The 20,350-nt window shown below is 62.4% G+C and carries 16 protein-coding genes; 3 read left to right on the plus strand and 13 right to left on the minus strand.

Annotated features, from left to right (window positions below; genetic code table 11):
- Position 1 precedes the first annotated feature (1 nt).
- The 7 genes from CN673_RS16135 to CN673_RS16165 all read right to left on the minus strand — a co-directional run bounded on the left by CN673_RS16135 (position 2) and on the right by CN673_RS16165 (position 6,553).
- Positions 2 to 1,003: a sensor histidine kinase gene (locus CN673_RS16135; RefSeq protein ID WP_099867396.1), complete on the minus strand. Its 1,002-nt coding sequence runs from the start codon at positions 1,001 to 1,003 to the stop codon at positions 2 to 4.
- Complete coding sequence (locus CN673_RS16140) at positions 1,000 to 1,458, minus strand: response regulator (protein WP_099867397.1); 459 nt, start codon at positions 1,456 to 1,458, stop codon at positions 1,000 to 1,002. Before CN673_RS16140 ends, CN673_RS16135 begins: the two co-directional genes overlap by 4 nt.
- Positions 1,451 to 3,661 carry an ATP-binding protein gene (locus tag CN673_RS16145; RefSeq protein ID WP_099867398.1) on the minus strand — a complete coding sequence of 737 codons (2,211 nt, stop codon included), beginning with the start codon at positions 3,659 to 3,661 and terminating at the stop codon, positions 1,451 to 1,453. The genes CN673_RS16140 and CN673_RS16145 overlap by 8 nt, the downstream gene beginning before the upstream one ends.
- Positions 3,658 to 4,278 carry a biliverdin-producing heme oxygenase gene (locus CN673_RS16150; RefSeq protein ID WP_157928924.1) on the minus strand — a complete coding sequence of 207 codons (621 nt, stop codon included), beginning with the start codon at positions 4,276 to 4,278 and terminating at the stop codon, positions 3,658 to 3,660. The genes CN673_RS16145 and CN673_RS16150 overlap by 4 nt, the downstream gene beginning before the upstream one ends.
- 140 nt (positions 4,279 to 4,418) lie before the next feature.
- Positions 4,419 to 4,964 (minus strand): DUF2076 domain-containing protein, encoded by a 546-nt coding sequence (locus CN673_RS16155; RefSeq protein WP_099867400.1) that lies wholly within the window; start codon positions 4,962 to 4,964, stop codon positions 4,419 to 4,421.
- A 66-nt stretch (positions 4,965 to 5,030) separates the two neighbouring features.
- The gene (locus CN673_RS16160) at positions 5,031 to 5,546 is read right to left on the minus strand and encodes a phosphatidylglycerophosphatase A family protein (RefSeq protein WP_099867401.1); all 516 of its coding nucleotides are present in this window, start codon (positions 5,544 to 5,546) and stop codon (positions 5,031 to 5,033) included.
- Positions 5,543 to 6,553: a TerC family protein gene (locus CN673_RS16165; RefSeq protein ID WP_099867402.1), complete on the minus strand. Its 1,011-nt coding sequence runs from the start codon at positions 6,551 to 6,553 to the stop codon at positions 5,543 to 5,545. The genes CN673_RS16160 and CN673_RS16165 overlap by 4 nt, the downstream gene beginning before the upstream one ends.
- A 261-nt stretch (positions 6,554 to 6,814) precedes the next feature.
- On the opposite strand from CN673_RS16165, the gene CN673_RS16170 reads away from it, so the two are divergent.
- Positions 6,815 to 8,305: a mannitol dehydrogenase family protein gene (locus CN673_RS16170; RefSeq protein WP_099867403.1), complete on the plus strand. Its 1,491-nt coding sequence runs from the start codon at positions 6,815 to 6,817 to the stop codon at positions 8,303 to 8,305.
- 24 nt (positions 8,306 to 8,329) lie between these two features.
- On the opposite strand, the gene fhuB is transcribed toward CN673_RS16170, so the two are convergent.
- From fhuB to CN673_RS16200, 6 genes are all read right to left on the minus strand, one after another.
- Positions 8,330 to 10,330 carry a Fe(3+)-hydroxamate ABC transporter permease FhuB gene (fhuB, locus tag CN673_RS16175; protein ID WP_099867490.1) on the minus strand — a complete coding sequence of 667 codons (2,001 nt, stop codon included), beginning with the start codon at positions 10,328 to 10,330 and terminating at the stop codon, positions 8,330 to 8,332.
- Complete coding sequence (locus CN673_RS16180; RefSeq protein ID WP_099867404.1) at positions 10,323 to 11,225, minus strand: iron-siderophore ABC transporter substrate-binding protein; 903 nt, start codon at positions 11,223 to 11,225, stop codon at positions 10,323 to 10,325. Before CN673_RS16180 ends, fhuB begins: the two co-directional genes overlap by 8 nt.
- Complete coding sequence (locus tag CN673_RS16185; RefSeq protein WP_099867405.1) at positions 11,215 to 12,003, minus strand: ATP-binding cassette domain-containing protein; 789 nt, start codon at positions 12,001 to 12,003, stop codon at positions 11,215 to 11,217. Before CN673_RS16185 ends, CN673_RS16180 begins: the two co-directional genes overlap by 11 nt.
- 17 nt (positions 12,004 to 12,020) lie before the next feature.
- Positions 12,021 to 14,162 carry a TonB-dependent siderophore receptor gene (locus tag CN673_RS16190; RefSeq protein WP_099867406.1) on the minus strand — a complete coding sequence of 714 codons (2,142 nt, stop codon included), beginning with the start codon at positions 14,160 to 14,162 and terminating at the stop codon, positions 12,021 to 12,023.
- A gap of 100 nt (positions 14,163 to 14,262) precedes the next feature.
- Positions 14,263 to 14,949, minus strand: a complete 687-nt coding sequence (locus tag CN673_RS16195) for a GntR family transcriptional regulator (RefSeq protein WP_099867407.1) — start codon at positions 14,947 to 14,949, stop codon at positions 14,263 to 14,265.
- Positions 14,946 to 17,921, minus strand: a complete 2,976-nt coding sequence (locus CN673_RS16200; RefSeq protein ID WP_099867408.1) for an FAD-binding and (Fe-S)-binding domain-containing protein — start codon at positions 17,919 to 17,921, stop codon at positions 14,946 to 14,948. Before CN673_RS16200 ends, CN673_RS16195 begins: the two co-directional genes overlap by 4 nt.
- Positions 17,922 to 18,090: 169 nt before the next feature.
- On the opposite strand from CN673_RS16200, the gene CN673_RS16205 reads away from it, so the two are divergent.
- Both CN673_RS16205 and CN673_RS16210 read left to right on the plus strand, forming a co-directional pair.
- Complete coding sequence (locus tag CN673_RS16205) at positions 18,091 to 19,290, plus strand: pyridoxal-phosphate-dependent aminotransferase family protein (RefSeq protein WP_099867409.1); 1,200 nt, start codon at positions 18,091 to 18,093, stop codon at positions 19,288 to 19,290.
- 48 nt (positions 19,291 to 19,338) lie between these two features.
- A complete protein-coding gene (locus tag CN673_RS16210; protein WP_099867410.1) occupies positions 19,339 to 20,319 on the plus strand; it encodes a TRAP transporter substrate-binding protein in 981 nt (326 codons plus the stop codon).
- Positions 20,320 to 20,350 lie beyond the last annotated feature (31 nt).

The raw sequence follows: 20,350 nt of genomic DNA on the forward strand, positions 1-20,350 counted from the left end.
GTCAGAGCTGAGTTCCCGGAAACGCCAGCCGACATGACATTCCTTTTGGCGCGTAGTCGAAGGTGACAGTCCCGCCAAGTTCGTGGCTGACGCTGCGTTCAATGAGGGTAGTGCCGAAGCCCTGCTCTTTTGGGGCTACGACGGCGGGACCGCCTTCCTCGCGCCACTCGACGGTGACCGTCGTGCTTTCGCCATTGCCGCCGACCGACCAGCCGATGATCACTTGTCCTGAAGGGCTCGACAGCGCGCCGTACTTGGCCGCATTCGTCGCCAGTTCATGAAAGATCATGCCGAGCGCCAGCGCTTCCTTCGGATCGAGGGTGACCGCCGGCCCATCCATCACAAAAGCACCGCTGCCTTCGCGCCGATGCGCGCGCAAGATGCGCTCAAGCACCAGATCAAGCCGTGTGTCGCTCCAGTTCGCCTCGAACAGCAGGGCATGGGCGTCCGACATCGCCTGAAGACGGCTGACAAGGCGGCCCTCGAAGTCGGCAATCGACAGACTGGATTTGGCCGTGCGTCGAGCGATCGACATCACGACCGCGAGCGTGTTCTTCACCCGGTGGCTGAGTTCGCGGACCAGCAGTTCCTTCTGTTCCTCGACGCGTCGCCGCTCTTCGCGCGAGCGTCGTTCCGCAACGGCCCTTTCCACGGCCGAAGGAAGCCGGATAAGCCTTTGCTTCAGCACATAGTCGGTCGCGCCCTTGCGGAAGGAATCGATTGCGATTTCTTCGCCGAGAACACCGGATACGAAGATGAACGGGGTCTCGGGCGCGATGTCCTTGGCGATTTCCAGCGCCGACATCCCATCGAAACCGGGCAGTGAGAAATCCGCCAGGATGACGTCGAACCTGTTCCTCTCCAAGGCATCGACATAATCGCGACGTTGAACGGTGCGCTTGATGTCCGGCATCGGCTCGATCCGCGCCAGATGCTCCTGAATGAGGTCCGCGTCGAAAGCGCTATCCTCCAGCAGCAGGATAGACGCAGCGCTCTCGCTCATTGGCCGCCTCCTTGCTGTCGGCGCGGCGGTGGTTCGTTGAGAATCGCCCAGAACACGCCAAGATCGCGGATCGCCTTGAAGAACTCGCTGAATTCAACCGGTTTCACGACGAAGGCATTGACCCCCAGCTCATAACTGGCAACGAGATCTTGCTCCTCACGCGAGGATGTGAGCATGACGATCGGCACGTGCCTCAGATCGCTGTCGTGCTTGACGCGCTTGAGCACCTCCAGCCCATCAATCTTCGGCAGTTTCAGATCGAGCAGGACGACAGTCGGATCTCCCTCTTCCCGATCGGCATAAGGACCCTTGCGATAGAGATAATCCAGCGCTTCCTCGCCGTCGCGGGCGACAACGACCTCGTTCACCAGCTGGCACTTCTCGAGTGCGGCGACCGTCAATTCCAGGTCTTTGGGACTGTCTTCGACAAGCAGGATCGGCCTCAGGTCAGACATGGGAACCTCGCTTCTTGTTCGGCAGCGCAAATGAGAATGTCGCGCCTTTGTCAACTTCGCCCTCGGCCCAGATGCGCCCGCCATGGCGCTCGATAATGCGGCGTGTCAGCGCCAGTCCGATGCCGGTGCCTTCAAAATCTTCAGCCCGTTGCAGACGTTGAAAGACCCCGAATAGCTTGTCGATATAAGCCATATCGAAGCCGACGCCATCGTCCGTGATGCGATAGATTGCCTCGCCATCTCCCAGCGAACCGGTGATCTCGATCCGCGCGACCTCGTTGCGATTGGTATACTTCACCGCGTTCTCGATGACGTTGTGCCACACCTGTCGCAGGAAGCTCGCGTCGCCCCAGGCACTCGGCAGCTTTTCGACATGCCAGTCGATCCTGCGGTCTTCATTCGCCAGCATCACCGTGCGCTGCACTTCAAAGACGATCTTGTCCATGTCGACATTGGACGGCTTGAGCGCGGCCCGGCCGAGATGGGAAAAGTTGAGAAGGTCATCGACCAGACGACCGGCGGCAATCGCCGATTCGGCGATGCTTTCGATATAGTGCAGAGACTTCTCATCCAGATCCTTTTCACGGTCACGCAACAGTTCGGAATACCCGACAATGTGGCGAAAAGGGGCCCGCAGGTCGTGCGAGACCGAATAGGAGAATGCCTCCAGTTCACGGTTGGAGCGCTGCAATTCCTGGGTGAGTTGCGCCAGGGCTTCGGCTTTTCGCAACACGATACCGACAATCCCCGAGCGCAGATCCCGCGCGGTACCCATTTCGGCGTCGCGCCAGGGCGTAGCGTGAAAGCGCAGTTGCTCTTTCCATGCCTCGAAGGAGCGACGCGGATGGATGCGTCCAGTTTCCCGGACGACTTCGTGCGGATCGCCGCTCCAGGTCACGCTGCGCAGCGTCTCGGGCCGGAACCAGAGAACCCAGTGAGGATGAAGCTCGGAAATACGGATCGCCATGAGGCCGCTTGCCGAACTCGCGAAACGCTCGGCGCCTTGCATGACACTGGCAAGCGTATCTGTCTGAAAGAGTTCGTTCTCCCCTTGCGTTTCAAGCCAAGTGGCCACGGCGCTGATATCGGCGTCTTCGGGCGTCTGCCCCACGGCAGCAATAGTCTCGTCAACCACGATCGCAGCGCCCTCGGCGGACACGAGAGCGAGCAAGTCGACCTTGTTCTCACACAGAGCCTTCAGCCAGTCGTCAGCATGGGCCATTGCCGCAAGCAGCCGTCGCTGGATTGCACCAAGCTCAACGCGCAGTGCGGATTCGTGAGCCCTTTCGCGCGCCATGATTTGCGTCGCAAACGCCTGCACCACGAAATCGCAGGCTCCAAGACCATCGACGCCGACCATGTGCGGATCGGCGCTATGGCACGCCACCAGCCCCCACAACTCGCCGTCGACGATAATCGAGACCGACATGGACGCATTGGTGCCCATGTTGCGCATGTATTCCAGATGAATGGGGGAAACGCTGCGCAGTTGAGCGAAGGACAGATCGAGCGGCGCTCCGGTTATAGGGCCATTCGGGGGTTCGATCGGCACTGGCACATAGCTGACATCGGGAATGATGCGCACTCTGTTGAGCCGATAGAGTTCGCGTGCCTGTGCCGGAATATCCTTGCTCGGAAAACGAAGGTCCAGATAGGTCGGCAGCTTTCCGCTATTGCTTTCCGCGATGACGTGGCCGTCCCAGGAATCGTCGAACCTGTAGACGAGAACGCGGTCGAAGCCGGTCAGCGTTCGGACGAACTCGGCGGTGCGCGTGGCAGCGACATCGTCCGATTTCTCCACGCTGATACTCTCGGCGAAAGCCTTCAGTTTTGGAAACAAGCTCTGTATCGATCCGGCATCACCGGCCGGAGCGTGTTCGAATTCCACGATGACGCCGTCCGGCGTCTCATGCGCGCTGGCGACGACGTCTCGCCCCAGAAGTTTGCAGCTCTGCTGAAAACGCCCCTCTGGCTCTTCCAGCCAATCCGTCAGAGCTTGAATGAGCGGGTCAAGTTCTGCCGGCAAACGCTCGCCCGGGGCGACGGATTGTCCGAGAATGTCGCCGGCGTTGGCACTGGCTTGCACAATGTCCAGACGGTGTCGATGGAGAACCACCAGTGCACCATGGGGCTGAATCGCGCCGGGAACGCGGATCGGCTCGCTTGCGCATGCTTCAAGATCGGATTGTCGTTCGTCGCTCATGCCCGCGCCCTCCCGTCCATCCAGCCGTCGAGCCGATGGAATATGGCGTTTGCGCTGGCAATCGCAGCATTGTGCGACGAAGGCGGCAGTTGGGAAAGTCGAGCTCGGGTTTCCCGCCACATCCGCCCGCATGCATCGCCATAAATGTCGAAATAGGCGATGCCACCGGCTGGAAACCACGCCTGTTGGCCAAGCCACCGGCCTATGACCTGGCTCCCGAGCGTCGATCCTTCGACGACGTAGAGCGCCCCGAGCGCCGACGGCAAGGATGGGGCCTCACGGTCAAGGGCCATCAGGTCGATGGACTCCGCCTCAACCCCGATCCGGCGCAAGTCTTTCGCAAGGACGCTGGTCTTTCGGCGCGGTTCCAGAAAAGCCGGATCGATCGGTGACCGGGCCAGCCAGATCTCCAACGGAACCAGGAAGCCATACATGCGCGACAGGAAGTGCGCGACCCGCGTCCGGTCGATCGTGGACTGGGTCAGTCCGGCCGTGTCTTCCAATTGGCGATGCGCTTCTCCGGTTTCCTCCCGCAATCGTGCGAGAAAGCTGTGATCGAGCGCACTGGAGGACGTCGCCGCCTCATGCGGGCGGATCATCTCGTTCTGGTCGGTCATGTTGCCTTCGCGATTGAGGAAGTCGCGCCTCGAGCGAGGCGCGACGATCTTCGCATTCGGTATGGACCGGCACAAGGAGCAACCGGCCGCAAATCAAACGACGACAAACCCCTCCGCGTTCCACCGCGACATATGAAGCCCTAGAAATCCATATCGCCCATGTCTCCGAAGTCCCCGCCCATGTCTTCATCCGGCCCGGCGTCGGCCGTCGCGGCACTCGCCTCGTCGCCTAAGAACATGCCGGCAATGGCATTGCCGAGCAGCACGCCGCCCGCAACGCCCATCGCGGTCTGTGCCGCGCCCGCAAGAAATCCGCCGCCCCGTCGGTCCATCCCCTGCCCCAGGGCTGACGCAGCTCCGGCGCCGGGTCGCTCGGTGCGCGGACGTCCGACGCTTGGGACCGAGCCGCGCGGACGAGACGTGCCGAACAGTCCGCCAAGGAACCCGCCACCGTTGGGCGCACCGGCCTGTTGACGCTCCAGTTCTTCGATCCGCTGCTGCGCAGCGTTCAGCGCCTGCTCCTGAACGATGATCGTTTGCGCCATATAGTACGGCGCTGCAGGCTGCCCGCTGATCTGCGTAGCAATCAAGTGTTCTGCATCGTCGTCGCGCGGGTTTCCCTGGGCTTCGACTTGCTTGAGCTTGCCGAAAAGATCTTCGATTGCATGCTGGTCGTTACGATCCATGGATCATCCTCCGGAGGTTGGCCTTATTCTCAATGTGGGTATCGACGCTGCACGCGCCAAATCGCTTCATCGTCCACGCCCATGGCGCAAGACTGCGCAAGCCAAGGCGGCCACAAGCCCGGTCACCACTCCAGCCGCTACATCGTCCAGCATCACACCGAAGCCGCCAGGAAGGCGTTCGATCGGCTGCATTGGCCAGGGCTTCAGGCGATCGACGGCCAGAAAGAGGACGGCGAGCAGCGAAAGTCCGCCCAGCGAGACCCGATATCCCGACAGTCGGATCGCAATCACTGCACCAACATATCCCGCCACCTCGTCGACGACGACGCGTCGGTCGTCCTTGATCGCCGTGGCCGCCTCCCACGCAAAGGTGCTGACGACACCGGCAGCCAGAAGCGTTGCCCCGGCTGCCGCGACAGGGAGGGTCGAAACACGCGAGGCTAGCAGGCTGGCGAGCGGCACGGCGGTGGCGACCGCGAGGCCGGCGCGCAACGGGTCGACCAGCCCGGCCCCGAACCACGTCGATACCGCAACGAAGGGTGCGAAGAGCTGCAAACCCTCGAGCGGCAGCAACGTGATCATGCGCGCCCCTCATCGCTGACTGCTGTGCTTTCGCCCCGCGCTTCCTGGCCGCGCGTCGACCACAGTGAGGCAGCGATCCCGGCAGCGAGGATACCGATCGTGATAGACAGCGACACCGCCGGCGGAACCTTCGCCAGACCGAGCATGTCGGCGACAAAGACCTTGGAGCCGATGAAGATCAGCACGATCGACAGCGCATATTTCAGATAAACGAAGCGATGGATCATCGCCGAAAGGGCGAAATACAGCGCCCTAAGACCGAGAATGGCGAATATGTTGGAGGTGTAGACGATATAGGGGTCCGTGGTGATCGCAAAGATGGCCGGGATGGAATCGACCGCAAAGATCACGTCGGCGATCTCGACCAGGACGAGAGCAAGAAGCAAAGGGGTTGCAAACCGGCGAACGCGTCCCGTCGCCGGGTCTTCCTGGCGCACGATGAAATTCTGCCCGTGAAGCGTATCGGTGATGGGGAAACGGCGGCGCATGAACTTGAGCGCGGGATTGGATGCGACATCGTACTCGGAATCGCCTGACAGAAGCATCTTGATACCGGTGATGACGAGAAACGCCGCGAAAAGGTAAAGAACCCATTCGAAGTTCTCGACGATCGCCGCGCCCGCACCAATCATGATCCCGCGCAGAATGATGACACCAAGGATGCCATAGACCAGCACGCGATGCTGGTATTTCCGCGGAATGGCGAAATAGGAGAAGATCATGGCGATGACGAAGATGTTGTCCATCGCCAGGCTTTTTTCCACAACGAAGCCGGTGAGGTACTCCATGCCGGATTGGCTGCCGAGCTGGAACCAGACGAAGCCGCCAAAGGCCAGACCGAGCGAGATGTAGAAGGCGGAAAGCCAAAGGCTCTCGCGCATCCCGATTTCGTGGTTGTCACGGTGCAGGACGCCAAGATCAAAGGCGAGAAGAAGCGCGACGAGGCCAATGAATCCAAGCCACATCCAGGCTGGCTGGCCCATGAGTTCGTAGAACAGGATTTCCATGAAAGTGAACGCCACCGACACCGGTTGAAGAGCAGCCCGACATCACGAGTTGGGTCGGTAGCAATCGCCAGAGGGGCCCGGTGCTGCGTTCGAGGGAAGAAATGCTTCAATAAAGCCCTCAGATCAAGGTCCGCGGCACCAAAGCGTATGCGACAAACACACACATCTGCGTGAACCGTGAAGTCCCGAGCGTTGGCTGGGGCTGCTTGTCATCGTGTCGCAAATCATGCTTGTGGAGCCGAACGCGATGATTGGGAAACCATGGCTGAACAACGCAACGCAGCGCTGACTGCAGGAACGCGCCCGCTCCCGGCGGTTGCGAGCCCCGCCTACATACCGGAAGATCACGGCTGCGGGATCGTCCATATCGGTGTCGGTGCTTTTCACCGCGCACACCAGGCCGTCTACACCGACGCAGCGCTCTCCGCCGCAGGCGGAGACTGGCGCATCATCGGCGTCAGCCTGAGAAGCCGGGACCAGGCCGATAGGCTCAATCCGCAAGACGGTCGCTATAGCCTGATCGTGCGCCACGCCGACCGTGACGAAGCGCGGCTTGTCGCCAGCATCGACAAGGTCATTGTCGCACCGGATGATCCGGCTGCAGTGATCGCCGCCATCGCCGACCCCGCAACACGCATCGTAACGATCACCGTCACCGAAAAGGCCTATCCGGCAGATCAGTCGACCGGCCGCCTCGATATCGAAGAGCCGACGGTTCGCCACGACCTTGATCATCCCACGCGCCCGAAGGGTCTTATCGGTTACCTCCATGCCGGCCTGAAGCGCAGACATGAAGCGGGAAGCCCGCCGCTCACCGTGATCAGTTGCGACAACCTGCCCGCAAACGGCCGCTTGCTGCGTCGCCTCGTTGAGGATTTTGCCGAACGGGCGGAGCCATGCGGCCCAACGCCGATCGGCGAGAACGTGCGGTTCCCTTCGAGCATGGTCGACCGCATCACGCCTGCGACTACATCACGTACCTACTCAGATGCAGAGCGGCTTATAGGCTGCAGCGACGCGGCGGCGGTGGAGACCGAGCCTTTCACGCAATGGGTGATCGAGGATGATTTCGCTGGCGACCGGCCGGCCTGGGACAAGGCCGGCGCGTTGTTCGTCGCCGATGTCGAGCCCTATGAGCGGATGAAACTGCGAATGCTCAACGGCACCCATTCGCTCCTGGCCTACGCGGGGCATGTTGCCGGCTATACGCTGATCGCGCAATGCGTCGCCGACAGCTCTCTCGCCGCGGTCGCCCGTATGCAGATGCGGGCGGCGGCCGGTACACTGCCCCCCATCGCCGGCGTCGATCTCGACACCTACGCCAGCGACCTGATGCAACGGTTCTCCAACAAGGCCATCCGGCACGAAACGTATCAGATCGCGATGGACGGCACGCAGAAGCTCCCACCACGCATCTGCATGCCGATCGCCGAAAACATTGCGGCAGGACAATCGATCGAGCCATTCGCCTTCGTCATCGCCGCCTGGATGCGCTATTGCCTGGGCGAGACCGATAGTGGAGAGCGCTATGCGCTGCGCGATCCGCGCGAGGACGAGATCAACCGCCGCCTCGCCGGCGCACCGCGCGAGGCGAATGCACTGTACGCAGCGCTCGCACCGGTGCTGCCCGGATTTGGTGGCAGCCCTGCGATTGTCGAGGAAGCCGTGACGAGCCGTCTCGACGACATGTTGAACGACGGCATGTGTGCAGCCATCGAGGCTGAGCATGCATCAGGATCGGCGCAGGGATAAACAGTAAGCCAAGACTTACCTTTATCAGATCCGTTTGCGATCCGGCCGCGAGATCAGCCAGATCAGATAGGGCCCACCGATGAGCGCTGCGAAGAGCCCGACCGGGAGTTGGTAGGGGAACGCGATCGTCCGCGCGAACCAGTCCGCCACCGCCATCAAGAGCGCACCGATCAGCACGGCTCCGGCCAGTTGAGGCAGGGCGCGACTAAGCCCGGCCATCCGCGCTGCGTGCGGCGCCATCAGACCGACAAAGGTGAGCGGGCCGACGACAAGCGTTGCCGCGCCGGTCAAGAGCGCTGCTCCGACGATCAACAAGAACCGCGAGAGTGGCAGACCAAGACCCAGGTCACGCGCCACGACGGGGCCGAGCGGAAGAATATCGAGCCAACGCGCGGCGAACGGGACCAAGGGAATGAGCACCAGCGCACAGAGCACTGCGGTCAAGGCGTCCTTGGCCGTGATCGCATGGGTCGACCCGGTGAGCCATGCCAGCAACTGAAAAGCGCGCGGATCACCGCTTGCCATCAGGACGGTGAGCACGGCGCCGGCGAGCGAACCAAGCGCCACACCGGCAAGAAGCACACGATCCGGTGAGAATTGCGCCCGATAGGCAAAGAACAGGATTGCCGTCGTGGCAATCCCTGCACCGGCGGCACTGCCGAGAAGGCGAGACAATGGATCGGCAAAATCAGACAAGAGCAGCACTGCTGCCAGACCGAGCCCGGCGCCCGATGCGACGCCCAGCACCTCCGGGCTCGCCATGGCGTTGCCAGTCAGGCGTTGGAGAATCGTTCCGGCGGCCGCCAGCATCGCCCCAGCCGCCATCGCGGCGGCGAGCGGCGGCGCACGCCATTCCAGGAGAGCGGCAAAGAGATCGCCCGTTGCAATTTGCCAGCCCTGCGGACTCTTCCCAAGCGAAAGACCGATCATCACGGCCACCGGTGTGATGACCAGCAGCGCCAGCAGAACTCGGTATGGACGGATGAGACGCTGCGCGCCCGGCGGTCGGGTTCCCGCCTCGGTCGTTCCGCTCACATGTTTCAATCGCGGCAAGAGCCAGAGCAGCAGCGGACCGCCCATCAATGCGGTGACGGCGCCGGTCGGCACCAGAATGCCGCGCCCTTCCGCCATCAGTTGTACAAGTCCGTCCGTCAACCAAAGCAGGCCGGCGCCGATCAAGGGCGCCGAGATGAGCGTCTGGCGCATCGTGCGGGCACCGGCAATCCGGGCGAAAGCGGGAGCGGCAAGCCCAACGAAACCGATGATGCCAACGGCGGCAACAACCGAGGTGGCCAGCCAGACGGCAAGACCAAGTGCCGCAAAACGCGCCGTCTGGATCGCCAGGCCCAGATTGCGTGCACTGGCATCGTCGAGCCCGAGGATCGTCAGCGGCCGCAGAAGGCCCACCGCCAATACAGCCGCAATCGCCAACCTTAGACCAAGTCCAATGGCCGGATCCCAGCTTTGCTGTACGAGCGAGCCGCCGCCCCAGACAAAGAGCGACATCAGGTAATCCCCGCTGACGAGGATCAGCGCCGCACTGGCGGCGGACGCCATAAGGCTGACGATCATTCCGGCAAGGATCACGGTGATCGGCGCCAAGGCTTGCCGCCAGGACAAGACCAGCACCAGACCCATAGCAGCCAATCCGCCGCCAAGTGCGATCCACTCACGCATCGCGGCAAGAATGCCCGGCGCAACGATGAGACAGGCCGCCAGCGCCAGTTGCGCTCCCCCCGATATGCCGAGTGTGAATGGCGAGGCGATCGGGTTGCGCAGAACCCGCTGCATGATTGCGCCCGCAAGCCCGAGCGAGGCACCGCTGAGAATGGCAATGGCGGCGCGCGGCAGCGCGCTGAAGCGCAGCAGCACTTCGTCCATGGCGTCGGGACGGGGGTCGAAAAAGGCAGCCGGCCACCGACCAAAGCCCAGCACATGGCCGAAGTTGACGAGTGCCAGCATGAACGCCGCTATGATCAGTACGGCAGCGAGCAATCCGGCACGGTCACGCGATCCCTCAACCATGAGCGGCGTCCGCCTGCCGCAGCGCACGAGCCAGGCGACGGCCCAAGCGCTCCGCTGCTGGCAATGCACCGTAAGGATTGACGGGTCCGAGCCACGAAACCCGTCCCTCCCGCACCGGCCCAAGAGCCTGCCAGATGCGGTTATCGCGAAGCTGCTCGCGCATTCCCGGTGCGAGGCCGCCGACCACGGCAAGGTGTGCATCCTGATGCGATGCCAGCGCCTCCACCCCGACAAGCGACGTCGGACTGAACCGCGTTGCCGTCTGCCAGCTGTTCTGCAGGCCGATGGCCTCGAGCACCGAGCCGAACAGGCTGTCTGGCCCGAAAATGCGTATGTGGCGGGAATCGACGATGCCGATGACGGCGACAGGCGGCGCAAGGGCGCGATGGCGCGTGGCGAGCGCCTCACACTTTGTCACGAAATCATCCACCATGTCTTGCGCCGCCGCTTCGCGCCCGAGCGCGCGACCGACGGTCAGCGTCGCGTCCAGCGCCAATGCAACAGTCGAGCCGTCCTGATAGTGGATCGGCGGCGCGAGAATGGGCGCCAGCCGCGCCAATTGGGCGTGATAGCCGTTATAGAAAGGCGAGCTCAAAATCAGATCGGGCTGCAGCATGCGCAGCAACTCGAAGCTCGGCGCTCCGCGCAAGCCGAGATCGACGGTCGCGGCAGGGACGTCGGGCTTTTCCGCTTCCCGTCGAAACGCCCTGAGCTCGCTTCCCGCCACCGGCGTCACGCCGAGCGCCAGCGCCGTCTCGAGCATCGCCCAGTCGATGGCCGCTATCCGCTCGGGACCCTGCGCACCCGCGTTCGACACCCAGGCACCGGCGAGGATCGCGCCGCAAAAGGCGCGGCGCGACAATGCCGCGGCGCAGTGTCTTCGATCATCGAACATAGCTGATTGGCTCGCCGGATTCCGGATGGGCAATCACGCCCATGTCGAGGCCGTAGATTTCGCCGAGCCGCTCGGGTTGGAGAATCTCTCGCGGTGTGCCGCGCGCCACCAGCCGCCCCCGCCCGAGCGCCAGCAGTTCATCACAATGCCTGGCTGCCATATTCACGTCATGCAGGACGATCAGCACGCCGATCCCGCGTTCACATGCCAGGCGCCGAATAAGCGCAAGGACCTCGACCTGATGCGCGATGTCCAGCGCGGACGTCGGTTCGTCGAGCAACAGACATTCCGCATCCTGCGCAAGCAGCATGGCAAGCCACGCACGCTGCCGCTCGCCGCCCGAAAGGCTGTCGACGAGGCGGCCGGCCATCTCGGCCATGCCCGTTTGTTCGATCGCCCGCTCGACGCTTTCTTCATCGGCTGCACTGAACCGGCCGAGCGAACCGTGCCAGGGGAACCGGCCGAGTTCGACAAGCTCGCGAACGCTCATGCCATCGGCAGCAGGAGTGAATTGGGGCAAGTAGGCGACACGGCGTGCGAAGGCGCGCGCAGCCCAATCACCGAGCGGCCGACCGAGAAAGCGCAAGGTCCCGGCCGTTGCATTCTGCTGCCGCGCGAGGAGCTTGATCAGCGTGCTCTTGCCCGAACCGTTCGGTCCGATGAGACCATGGATCCGGCTCGGGGCAAGGGTCAGATCGAGCGGATGCAGAAGCATCCGACCATCGACGGCGAAGGCAGCGCCGCTGAGGCTGAAAAGGCTCGCATCATCGTTTGCCATGCCTGGCTCACCACTCCCTACCAACGAACGGTCAGCTTGCCACCGATGGTCCGGCCGTTGCCGTAATAGCAGCCAAAGGCACTGCAGCTCGACAGATACTCCTCGTCAAAGACGTTGTTGACGTTGAGCGAAGCACGAAGATTGTCTCTTTCGTAGTGGACACCGAGATCCACCAGCGTTGTCGCGTCCAGTTCGATTGTGTTGGCGTTGTCACCGAAGCGCTCACCCAGATACCGGGCACCGGCCCCAAAGCCAAGACCGGCAAGACGGGCGCCTTCCTGAAAGGTGTAGTCCCCCCAGATTTTGATCATGTGATCGGGCACATTCGCCGGCCGGTTGCCGGCGTTGCCTGCGTTGTCTGCCGTGATCTCGGCATCATAGAACGTATAGCCGGCAGTGAGGCTGAAGCCGTTGTCGAAATCGGCGACCGCTTCCAGTTCCAGGCCCCTCACGTTGATCTCGCCCGTCTGGACATTGAACCCGACATAATCGGGATCGGGTGTAAGGACATTCGACTGCTTAAGGTCGAACACGGCGCCGGTGAAATAGGCATTCGAACCCGGTGGCTGATATTTGAGACCAGCCTCCAGCTGTTCGCCTTCGGTCGGGTCGAACGTTCCGCCGCCCCGTTCGGGCGCCAGCGTGCCGATCGCCGGATTGAACGATGTCGAGTAATTCACATAGGGCGAGAACCCGTTTTCAAAGGCATAGAGGACGCCGGCTCGGCCAGTGAAGGCACTGTCGTCCTGGCGCGAGGTGGTCTGAGACAGCCGGTCGAACGTCTTCTGGCTCGTATCGTCATACCGGCCGGCAAGCGTCACGCGCCAACCGTTGAAACTGATCTGATCCTGAATGTAGCCCCCGATTTGCGCGATGGTCTGTTCCCTGTCGCTGGTGATCAGCGGATCGGCGATATCGAGGCCGTAGACCGGATTGAACAGATCGATGCTCGGCGCGGAGCCGAAGCCACCCTGATTGTCGGCCCAGAACCGTCTGATGTCCAAACCGGCGACGACGTCATGCGAGATCGAACCTGTATCGAACTCCGCCTGAAGATGTGTGTCGGTATTGAAGGTGTCGAGCGACTCGCGTTGCAGGGACGTGCCACGCGACAGTGTGCGCATGTCGGATGCAAGCCCGAGAAGATAGAGATTCTTGTAGTCGAAGTTCAGGTGGCTGTAGCGGGTGTTCTGGCGAACCGTGAACACGTCGTTGATCCGATGCTCGATCTCGTAGCCGATGTTCGCCCGGGTACTCTCGGACGAGTCGAAACCCGGATCGCCGGCGTAAAGGCTCGGTGCCAGGCGGCCATTGGGATTGGGCTCGAGTGTCCCGGCGAGCGGCAGCCCGACGGGCGAGCCGGCGCGGTCGTGCTGCAGCGAACTGAGGAACGTCACCGTGGTGTCGCCGGACGGCGCCCAGGTGAAGGCAGGCGCGATGAAATAGCGATCGTCCGCGATGCCGTCCACTTGCGCGCCGCTGTCGCGGGCAAGGCCGGTCAGGCGATAAGCGAAGGTGCCGGCTTCGTCGATCGGCCCACCGAAATCGAACGCCCCCTGGTATCGGTCGAACGAGCCGACCTCCCCCTGGACTTCACGCAACGGCTCGAAGACCGGACGCTTGCTGACCAGATTGACCAAGCCGCCGGGCGATGCCTGCCCGTAGAGAACCGACGCCGGGCCGCGCACGACATCGACCCGCTCCAGTCCGTATTGCTCGATCGACGGCGCACTGAACGTGCGGATGATCTTGAGATTGTCGAGATAGAAGCTTTCATCCGCCACGAAGCCGCGGATGAGCCCGCCTTCAAAACGAGGATCGGCACCGAAAACCTGAGTCTGCACCCCGGTTGTATAGTTCAGCGCTTCGCCGATGTTCGATGCGCCGCGGGCCTCGATCTGATCGCGCGTGACGACCGATATCGATTGCGGTGTTTCGATGAGTGGCGTGTCCGTCTTCGTCCCGCTGACCGTGCGATTGGCCACGTAGCCATCGATCGGTCCGGTGGCGGTCTCGCCTCCGCCCTCGACGGTCAAGGTCTCCAGATTTGTCGGCTCCGCGGTCTGCGCCTGAACTGAAACACCCATGGCGAAAAAGGCGGCGGCGCCAAGCGCAGCCCTCAATCCCGCGTGCCCGCCCTCATCGAAAATACGCCCCATGGCTGTCCCCTTCAAAGCAATATGCCTCTGGGCAGCCAATAGCAGCGATAAACTGGAGTCCGCAAGTCATAATATAATCGAGCTGCGGGAACCGCGCAGATCAGCCGTCGGTCGACGCCGCGATCGCCGGTTTCAGCGAGCTGAGCTTGTGCTCCATATGCTCCTTCATCAGGCGGCCGAGGCTGGTTGCATCTCGTGCCTCAAGTGCCGCGATGATGGCATCGTGCTCGCGCAGCGCCTGCCGCCAGCGATCGTCCGTGAGGTTCGCCTGGTAGCGAGCCCGTGCCGCCCGGCGTGCGACCAGTTGGTGGTGGTTTGCCAGCGTAGGATTGCGGGCTGCCGCCAGGATTGCGGCATGAATCTTCTGGTTTATGTCGAAATAGGCCGGCCGATCCTTGTCCGCGAAAGCAGCATGCATCCGCTCGTTCAGCCGCCGGATACCTGCGATCTCCTTCTCGCTCGCATTGCGACATGCCAGTTCGCCCGCCACCGCTTCGAGTGCAGCGAGCACGGGAAAGACCTCCTCGAGTTCCGCGACCGTCAGACGCGAAACGATCGCGCCCCGGTTCGGCAGCAGCACGACCAATCCCTCCGCCGCCAGCACCTTGACAGCCTCGCGTACCGGCGTTCGCGAAACGCCGAAACGTTCGGTCAGCATCCGTTCCGGCACCTTCTCGCCTGGCTTAAGCTCGCCTTCCATGATCATGCTGCGCACCCGGTCTGTCAGTTCGACGGCGAGTGCGGGGCGATTGAGGCCGCCAACGGGAGCGACTGTAGCGATATTCATGCAACTGTTCCTGTCGTATCGCGCGGCGTCTCCGCGGCACACCTTCCTTTGCACGCATCGACGGCACGCGCCAGAACCTCAACCACGTGTACGGCGTGACGGTCGGCGCCGTCGGCGATCTGGTGGCGGCAGGACGTCCCGTCTGCCACGACGATGCTGTCAGAGGGCTCCGCCCGCACCGCCGGCAGCAGCGACAGTTCGCCCATCGCCAGCGACACATCGATCGTTTCGGCATGATAACCGAAAGCACCTGCCATTCCGCAACAACTTGATTCCACGGTTTCCACCGCGAGATCCGGCACGAGCCGCAACGCACCTTCCACCGCACTCATCGTGCCGAACGATTTCTGATGACAATGACCGTGAAGCAGCGCCTTGGACGCGGGCGGCGCAAGGGGCAGGTCGAGACGACCAGCCGCGCTCTCCTCCATCAGGAACTCCTCGGCGAGAAGCGCGCGCTTGGACAGCGCCTGCGATCGCGCGCCAGGATGAAGGGTGAGAAACTCGTCGCGCAGCGTCAAAATGCAGGACGGCTCAAGCCCCACAACGGTCGCACCCGCCTCGATATGCGGCGTCAGCGCGTCCAGTGTGCGCTTCGCCTCCGCCCTTGCCTTGTCGACCATTCCGGCCGCGAGGTAGGTACGCCCGCAGCAAAGAGGCCGCGAACTGCCGTCTGCGGGCTCGGCCGGCAGGACATTGTATCCGCCAGCTTCCAGAACCTTGATCGCCGCACGCAGCGTCGCCGGCTCCATCCAGCGCCCGAATGTATCGGCGAAGAGGACCACTGTCGGTTTTGCGCCCTGCCCGCTGCCCGGCAAACGCGCCTCATCATCACGAAACGGCGTAGCGGAAAACTTCGGCAGCGAACGACGCTCGGAAAACCCGAGCAGTCTTTGCGAAAGGTGCTTCAGCAAGGGCGAGCGCTCGCGCAGCGCCAGAAGCCAACCCAAGCGCGGCATCCAGGAGGCGTAGCGCGGCAGTTCGGCGATCAACCGATCTCGCAGCCCCACACCTTTCGACTTCGAGCGCTGATAGAGCACTTCGGTCTTCATCTTGGCCATGTCGACACCGGTCGGACATTCCCGGCGGCACGCCTTACAGGAAACGCACAGCTTCAGCGTCTCTTCCATTTCCGGCGATGTCAGCGCGTCCTCGCCCAATTGTCCGGAAAGCGCGAGGCGCAGGGTGTTCGCCCTGCCGCGCGTGACGTCACGCTCGTTGCGCGTGACCCGATAACTCGGACACATCGCACCGCCGACCTGTTTGCGGCAGGCCCCGTTGTTGTTGCACATCTCCACCGCGCCGGCGAACCCGCCCGGCCACGCCGACCAGTCGTGGCCCGTCTCTACATTTTCCGGCTTATAGTCCGGCGGATAGCGGAAAAGCGTCCGGTCGTTCATCTTCGGTGCCCGCACGATCTTGCCGGGATTGAGGATGCCTTCCGGATCGAAGCGATCCTTCACCGCCTCGAAGGCGCGGGTGATGCGGCTGCCGAACATCGTCTCGTGAAATTCCGACCGGACGATACCATCGCCGTGCTCGCCCGAATGGGACCCCTTGTATTCGCGCACCATGGCGAAGGCTTCCTCCGCGATGGCGCGCATCGTGAGGGCATCCTTCTCGAGCTTCATGTTGAGGACCGGGCGGACATGGAGGCAGCCGACCGAGGCATGTGCATACCAGGTGCCCCGCGTGCCGTGCTTTTCGAATATGGCGGTCAGGCGATCGGTGTAGTCTGCCAGATGCTCGAGCGGGACGGCGCAGTCCTCGACGAAGGAGACCGGCTTGCCCTCCTCGCGCATCGACATCATGATGTTGAGGCCGCCGGCCCTGAGGTCCGCGATCGCCGCCTGCAGCTTCGGATCGGACACGCCGACGACGCCACCTTCCTGCCCACCGCCTTTGCCGAAGCTGTAGCCAAGATCGCTCATCACATCGTTCAGCGCCGCGAGTTTTCGCTCGTTTTCCGCAGGGTCGTCGGCGAATTCCACCAGAAGCAGCGCTGCCGGATCCCCACGCACGAAAGCCTCAAGGGTGGGCCGGTACATCGCGATATCACGGGCGAGCGCGATCATCGTGGCGTCCACGAGTTCCACCGATGTGGGCTCGATCTTCACGAGATGCTGCGCCGCTTCCATGGCCGCGCGGAACGTCGGAAAGTGACAGGCCCCCAGCACCTTGGTCTTCGGCGGCAATGGCCAGAGGCGGATTTCGATCGCCGTCGATATGCCAAGTGAGCCTTCCGAACCGACCAACAGATGCGCCAGGTTCAGCGGATCGGATTCGGGCAGCAACGCGTCCAGATTGTAGCCGCCGACACGTCTCTGAACGCTGGGGAAACGCTGGGCGATCTCGTCGGCTTCATGCCGCCCGAGCGACAGCAGATCGGTCACGAGATCGTCCATTCCGCCCAGACGCGACTGGTCCAGGAGCCCGAAGCGTGCCTTCGTGCCGTTGGCAAGCAGCGCGTCGATCGACAGGGTGTTGTCGCGCATCGTGCCGTAGCGCAGCGAGCGCGCTCCACACGAATTGTTGGCCGCCATACCACCGATCGTCGCGCGCGAGGCGGTCGACACGTCGACCGGGAACCAAAGTCCGTGCTGCCTCAATTGGCGGTTGAGGTCATCCAGCACGATCCCTGGCTCGACGACCGCTCGCCGCCCCTCCACATCGAGTTCGAGGATACGGTTGAGCTTCTTGGAGGTATCGATGACGATACCTGAATTGACGGTCTGGCCGCATTGCGACGTCCCGCCGCCGCGCATGGTCACCGCGATCCCCTCTTCCCGCGCGATCGACAAGGTCGCTTCGATGTCCGACAACGCGTGCGGGACGACGACACCCGCCGGCATCATTTGGTAGATCGAGGCGTCGGTCGCGTAGCGGCCGCGCGAAAATCGATCAAAAAGAATTTCACCCGAAACGCTGCGCGAAAGCCGGTTTTGTAGGCTTGGACGGGCCAGTTCAACCATTCGATACACGCCTCTTCGAACCCGATGCGATAAGATCGCTTGACAAGAATAATGAATTCATAATCCAATTGGAGCACAGAAAGCGACCAACGGGCAAGAGCCACGACGAAGCTCTGGAGGTCGACGACGAAACCGGTGAGAACGGTTGACAGTCTAGGGGAGAGACAGGGTGAGCACACTCGAAGGACGGCATTTTCTGCAGATTCCAGGGCCGACGAACGTCCCGGATCGCGTACTGCGTGCCATGGACATGCCGACGATCGATCATCGCGGCCCGGAATTCCAAGCATTGGCGAAGAAGGCACTGGCCGGAATTCGCACGATCTTCAAGACCGAAAACCCGGTGATCATCTACCCGGCATCGGGAACGGGAGCTTGGGAAGCGGCACTCGTCAACACCTTGTCGCCTGGCGATCTGGTGCTGATGTCCGAAACGGGCCACTTCGCGACCCTCTGGAAGAAACTGGCCGAACGTCTCGGCCTGCGCACTGAGTTCATACCGGGTGACTGGCGCCACGGCGCGGATCCGGCGGCAATCGCGGATCGGCTCAAGGCGGACAAGGGACACGAGATCAAGGCGGTCTGCGTCGTCCACAACGAAACATCGACAGGCTGCGTCTCGCCGATCGGCGCCGTCCGCAAGGCCATCGACGATGCCGGCCATCCCGCGCTCTACCTCGTCGACACGATCTCGTCGCTCGCCTCGATCGACTATCGCCACGACGAATGGGGCGTTGACGTCACCGTCGGCGGATCACAGAAAGGCCTGATGCTGCCGCCGGGGCTGTCCTTCAACGCATTGTCGCCAAAGGCCATCGAGGCATCCAAGACCGCCGGTCTGTTGCGCTCGTTCTGGGCGTGGGACGAAATGCTGGCGATGAACGACAACGGCTTCTTTCCCTATACGCCAGCCACGAACCTGCTCTACGGGCTTAACGTTGCGATCGACATGCTCCACGAAGAAGGTCTGGACAACGTCTTCGCTCGCCATCAGCGTCACGGCGCGGCAACGCGCAGAGCCGTCGAGGCATGGGGTCTGGAAGTCCTGTGCCTTGAGGAAGCAAACCACTCCGGATCGCTGACCGCCGTCGTCATGCCTGACGGTCAGAACGCCGACAATTTCCGGAAGGTCGTCCTCGATAATTTCAATATGTCATTGGGCGCAGGGCTTGCTAAGCTTGCCGGCACGATCTTCCGGATCGGCCATCTCGGTCACTTCAACGATTTGACGCTGATCGGAACGCTGGGAGGCGTTGAGATGGGATTGAACAAAGCTGGCGTGCCTTACAAGGCCGGCGGCGTACAGGCAGCCATGGACTTTCTCGCGAAAGGCAGTGACGACCGGGAGAAACGACAGGCAGCAGAGTAGGCGTTCGAATTCGAGCGTCGCCATATCATTCACGGGAGGAGATGAAAGATGGCAGTCAAACTATCGCTTGCAGTCGCGGCAATCGCCGCACTCATGAGTTCATCGGCACTGGCGCAGGTGGAGATCAAGCTGGGCCACGTCGGTGAACCCGGTTCGCTCTTCGCGCTTTCGGCCGAGGAATTCGCGCGCCTTGCCAATGAGAAGCTTGGGGACAAGGGCGAGGTCGTTGTTTTCGGCTCCAGCCAGCTCGGCACCGATGAAGAACTGATGCAGAAGCTGCGCCTCGGCACTGCCGATCTCGCGCTTCCGTCCAGCGTCATGTCGAGCATCGTGCCGGAGTTCGGCCTCTTCGAGATGCCTTATCTCGTCAAGGACCGCGAACACATGAAGAAGATCGAGGAAGAGGTCGTCTGGCCGACCCTCGCACCGGCCGCCGAGGCACAGGGCTACAAGCTGCTGGCCGTCTGGGAAAACGGTTTCCGCCACATCACCAACAATGTGCGCCCGGTCACCACTCCGGAAGATCTTTCGGGCGTCAAGCTTCGTACTCCATCGGGCGAATGGCGTGTGAAGATGTTCCAAGCCTACGGTGCCAATCCGACGCCTATGTCGTTCTCGGAAGTCTTCACGGCACTGCAGACCGGCGTGATGGATGGTCAGGAAAACCCCCTGACGCAGATCTACACCGGCAAGTTCCAGGAAGTGCAGGATTATCTGTCGATGACCGGCCACGTCTACACGCCGGCCTACCTGCTCGCAGGGCGCAGCTTCGACGGCTATCCCGAGGACGTGCAGCAGATTCTCGACGAGACGGCCAAGGAAACCCAGGCCTTCGTCTACGAAAACGCTCTGCGCCTCGAAGATGAACTCCTGGCCACGATGCAGGAAGAGAGCGATATCGAGGTCAACGAGGCCGACAAAGACGCCTTCATCGAGGCGAGCGCTTCCATCTACGAAGAGTTCGGCGAGCAGATCGAAGGCGGCAAGGAAATGATCGACACCGCGATCAGCCTCGGATCCGGCTCCTAAGAGCGCACCAGCCGCCCTGCGTCGATCGGAT

It is taken from the genome of Neopararhizobium haloflavum (genome assembly GCF_002750855.1).
GTDB lineage: Bacteria > Pseudomonadota > Alphaproteobacteria > Rhizobiales > Rhizobiaceae > Georhizobium > Georhizobium haloflavum.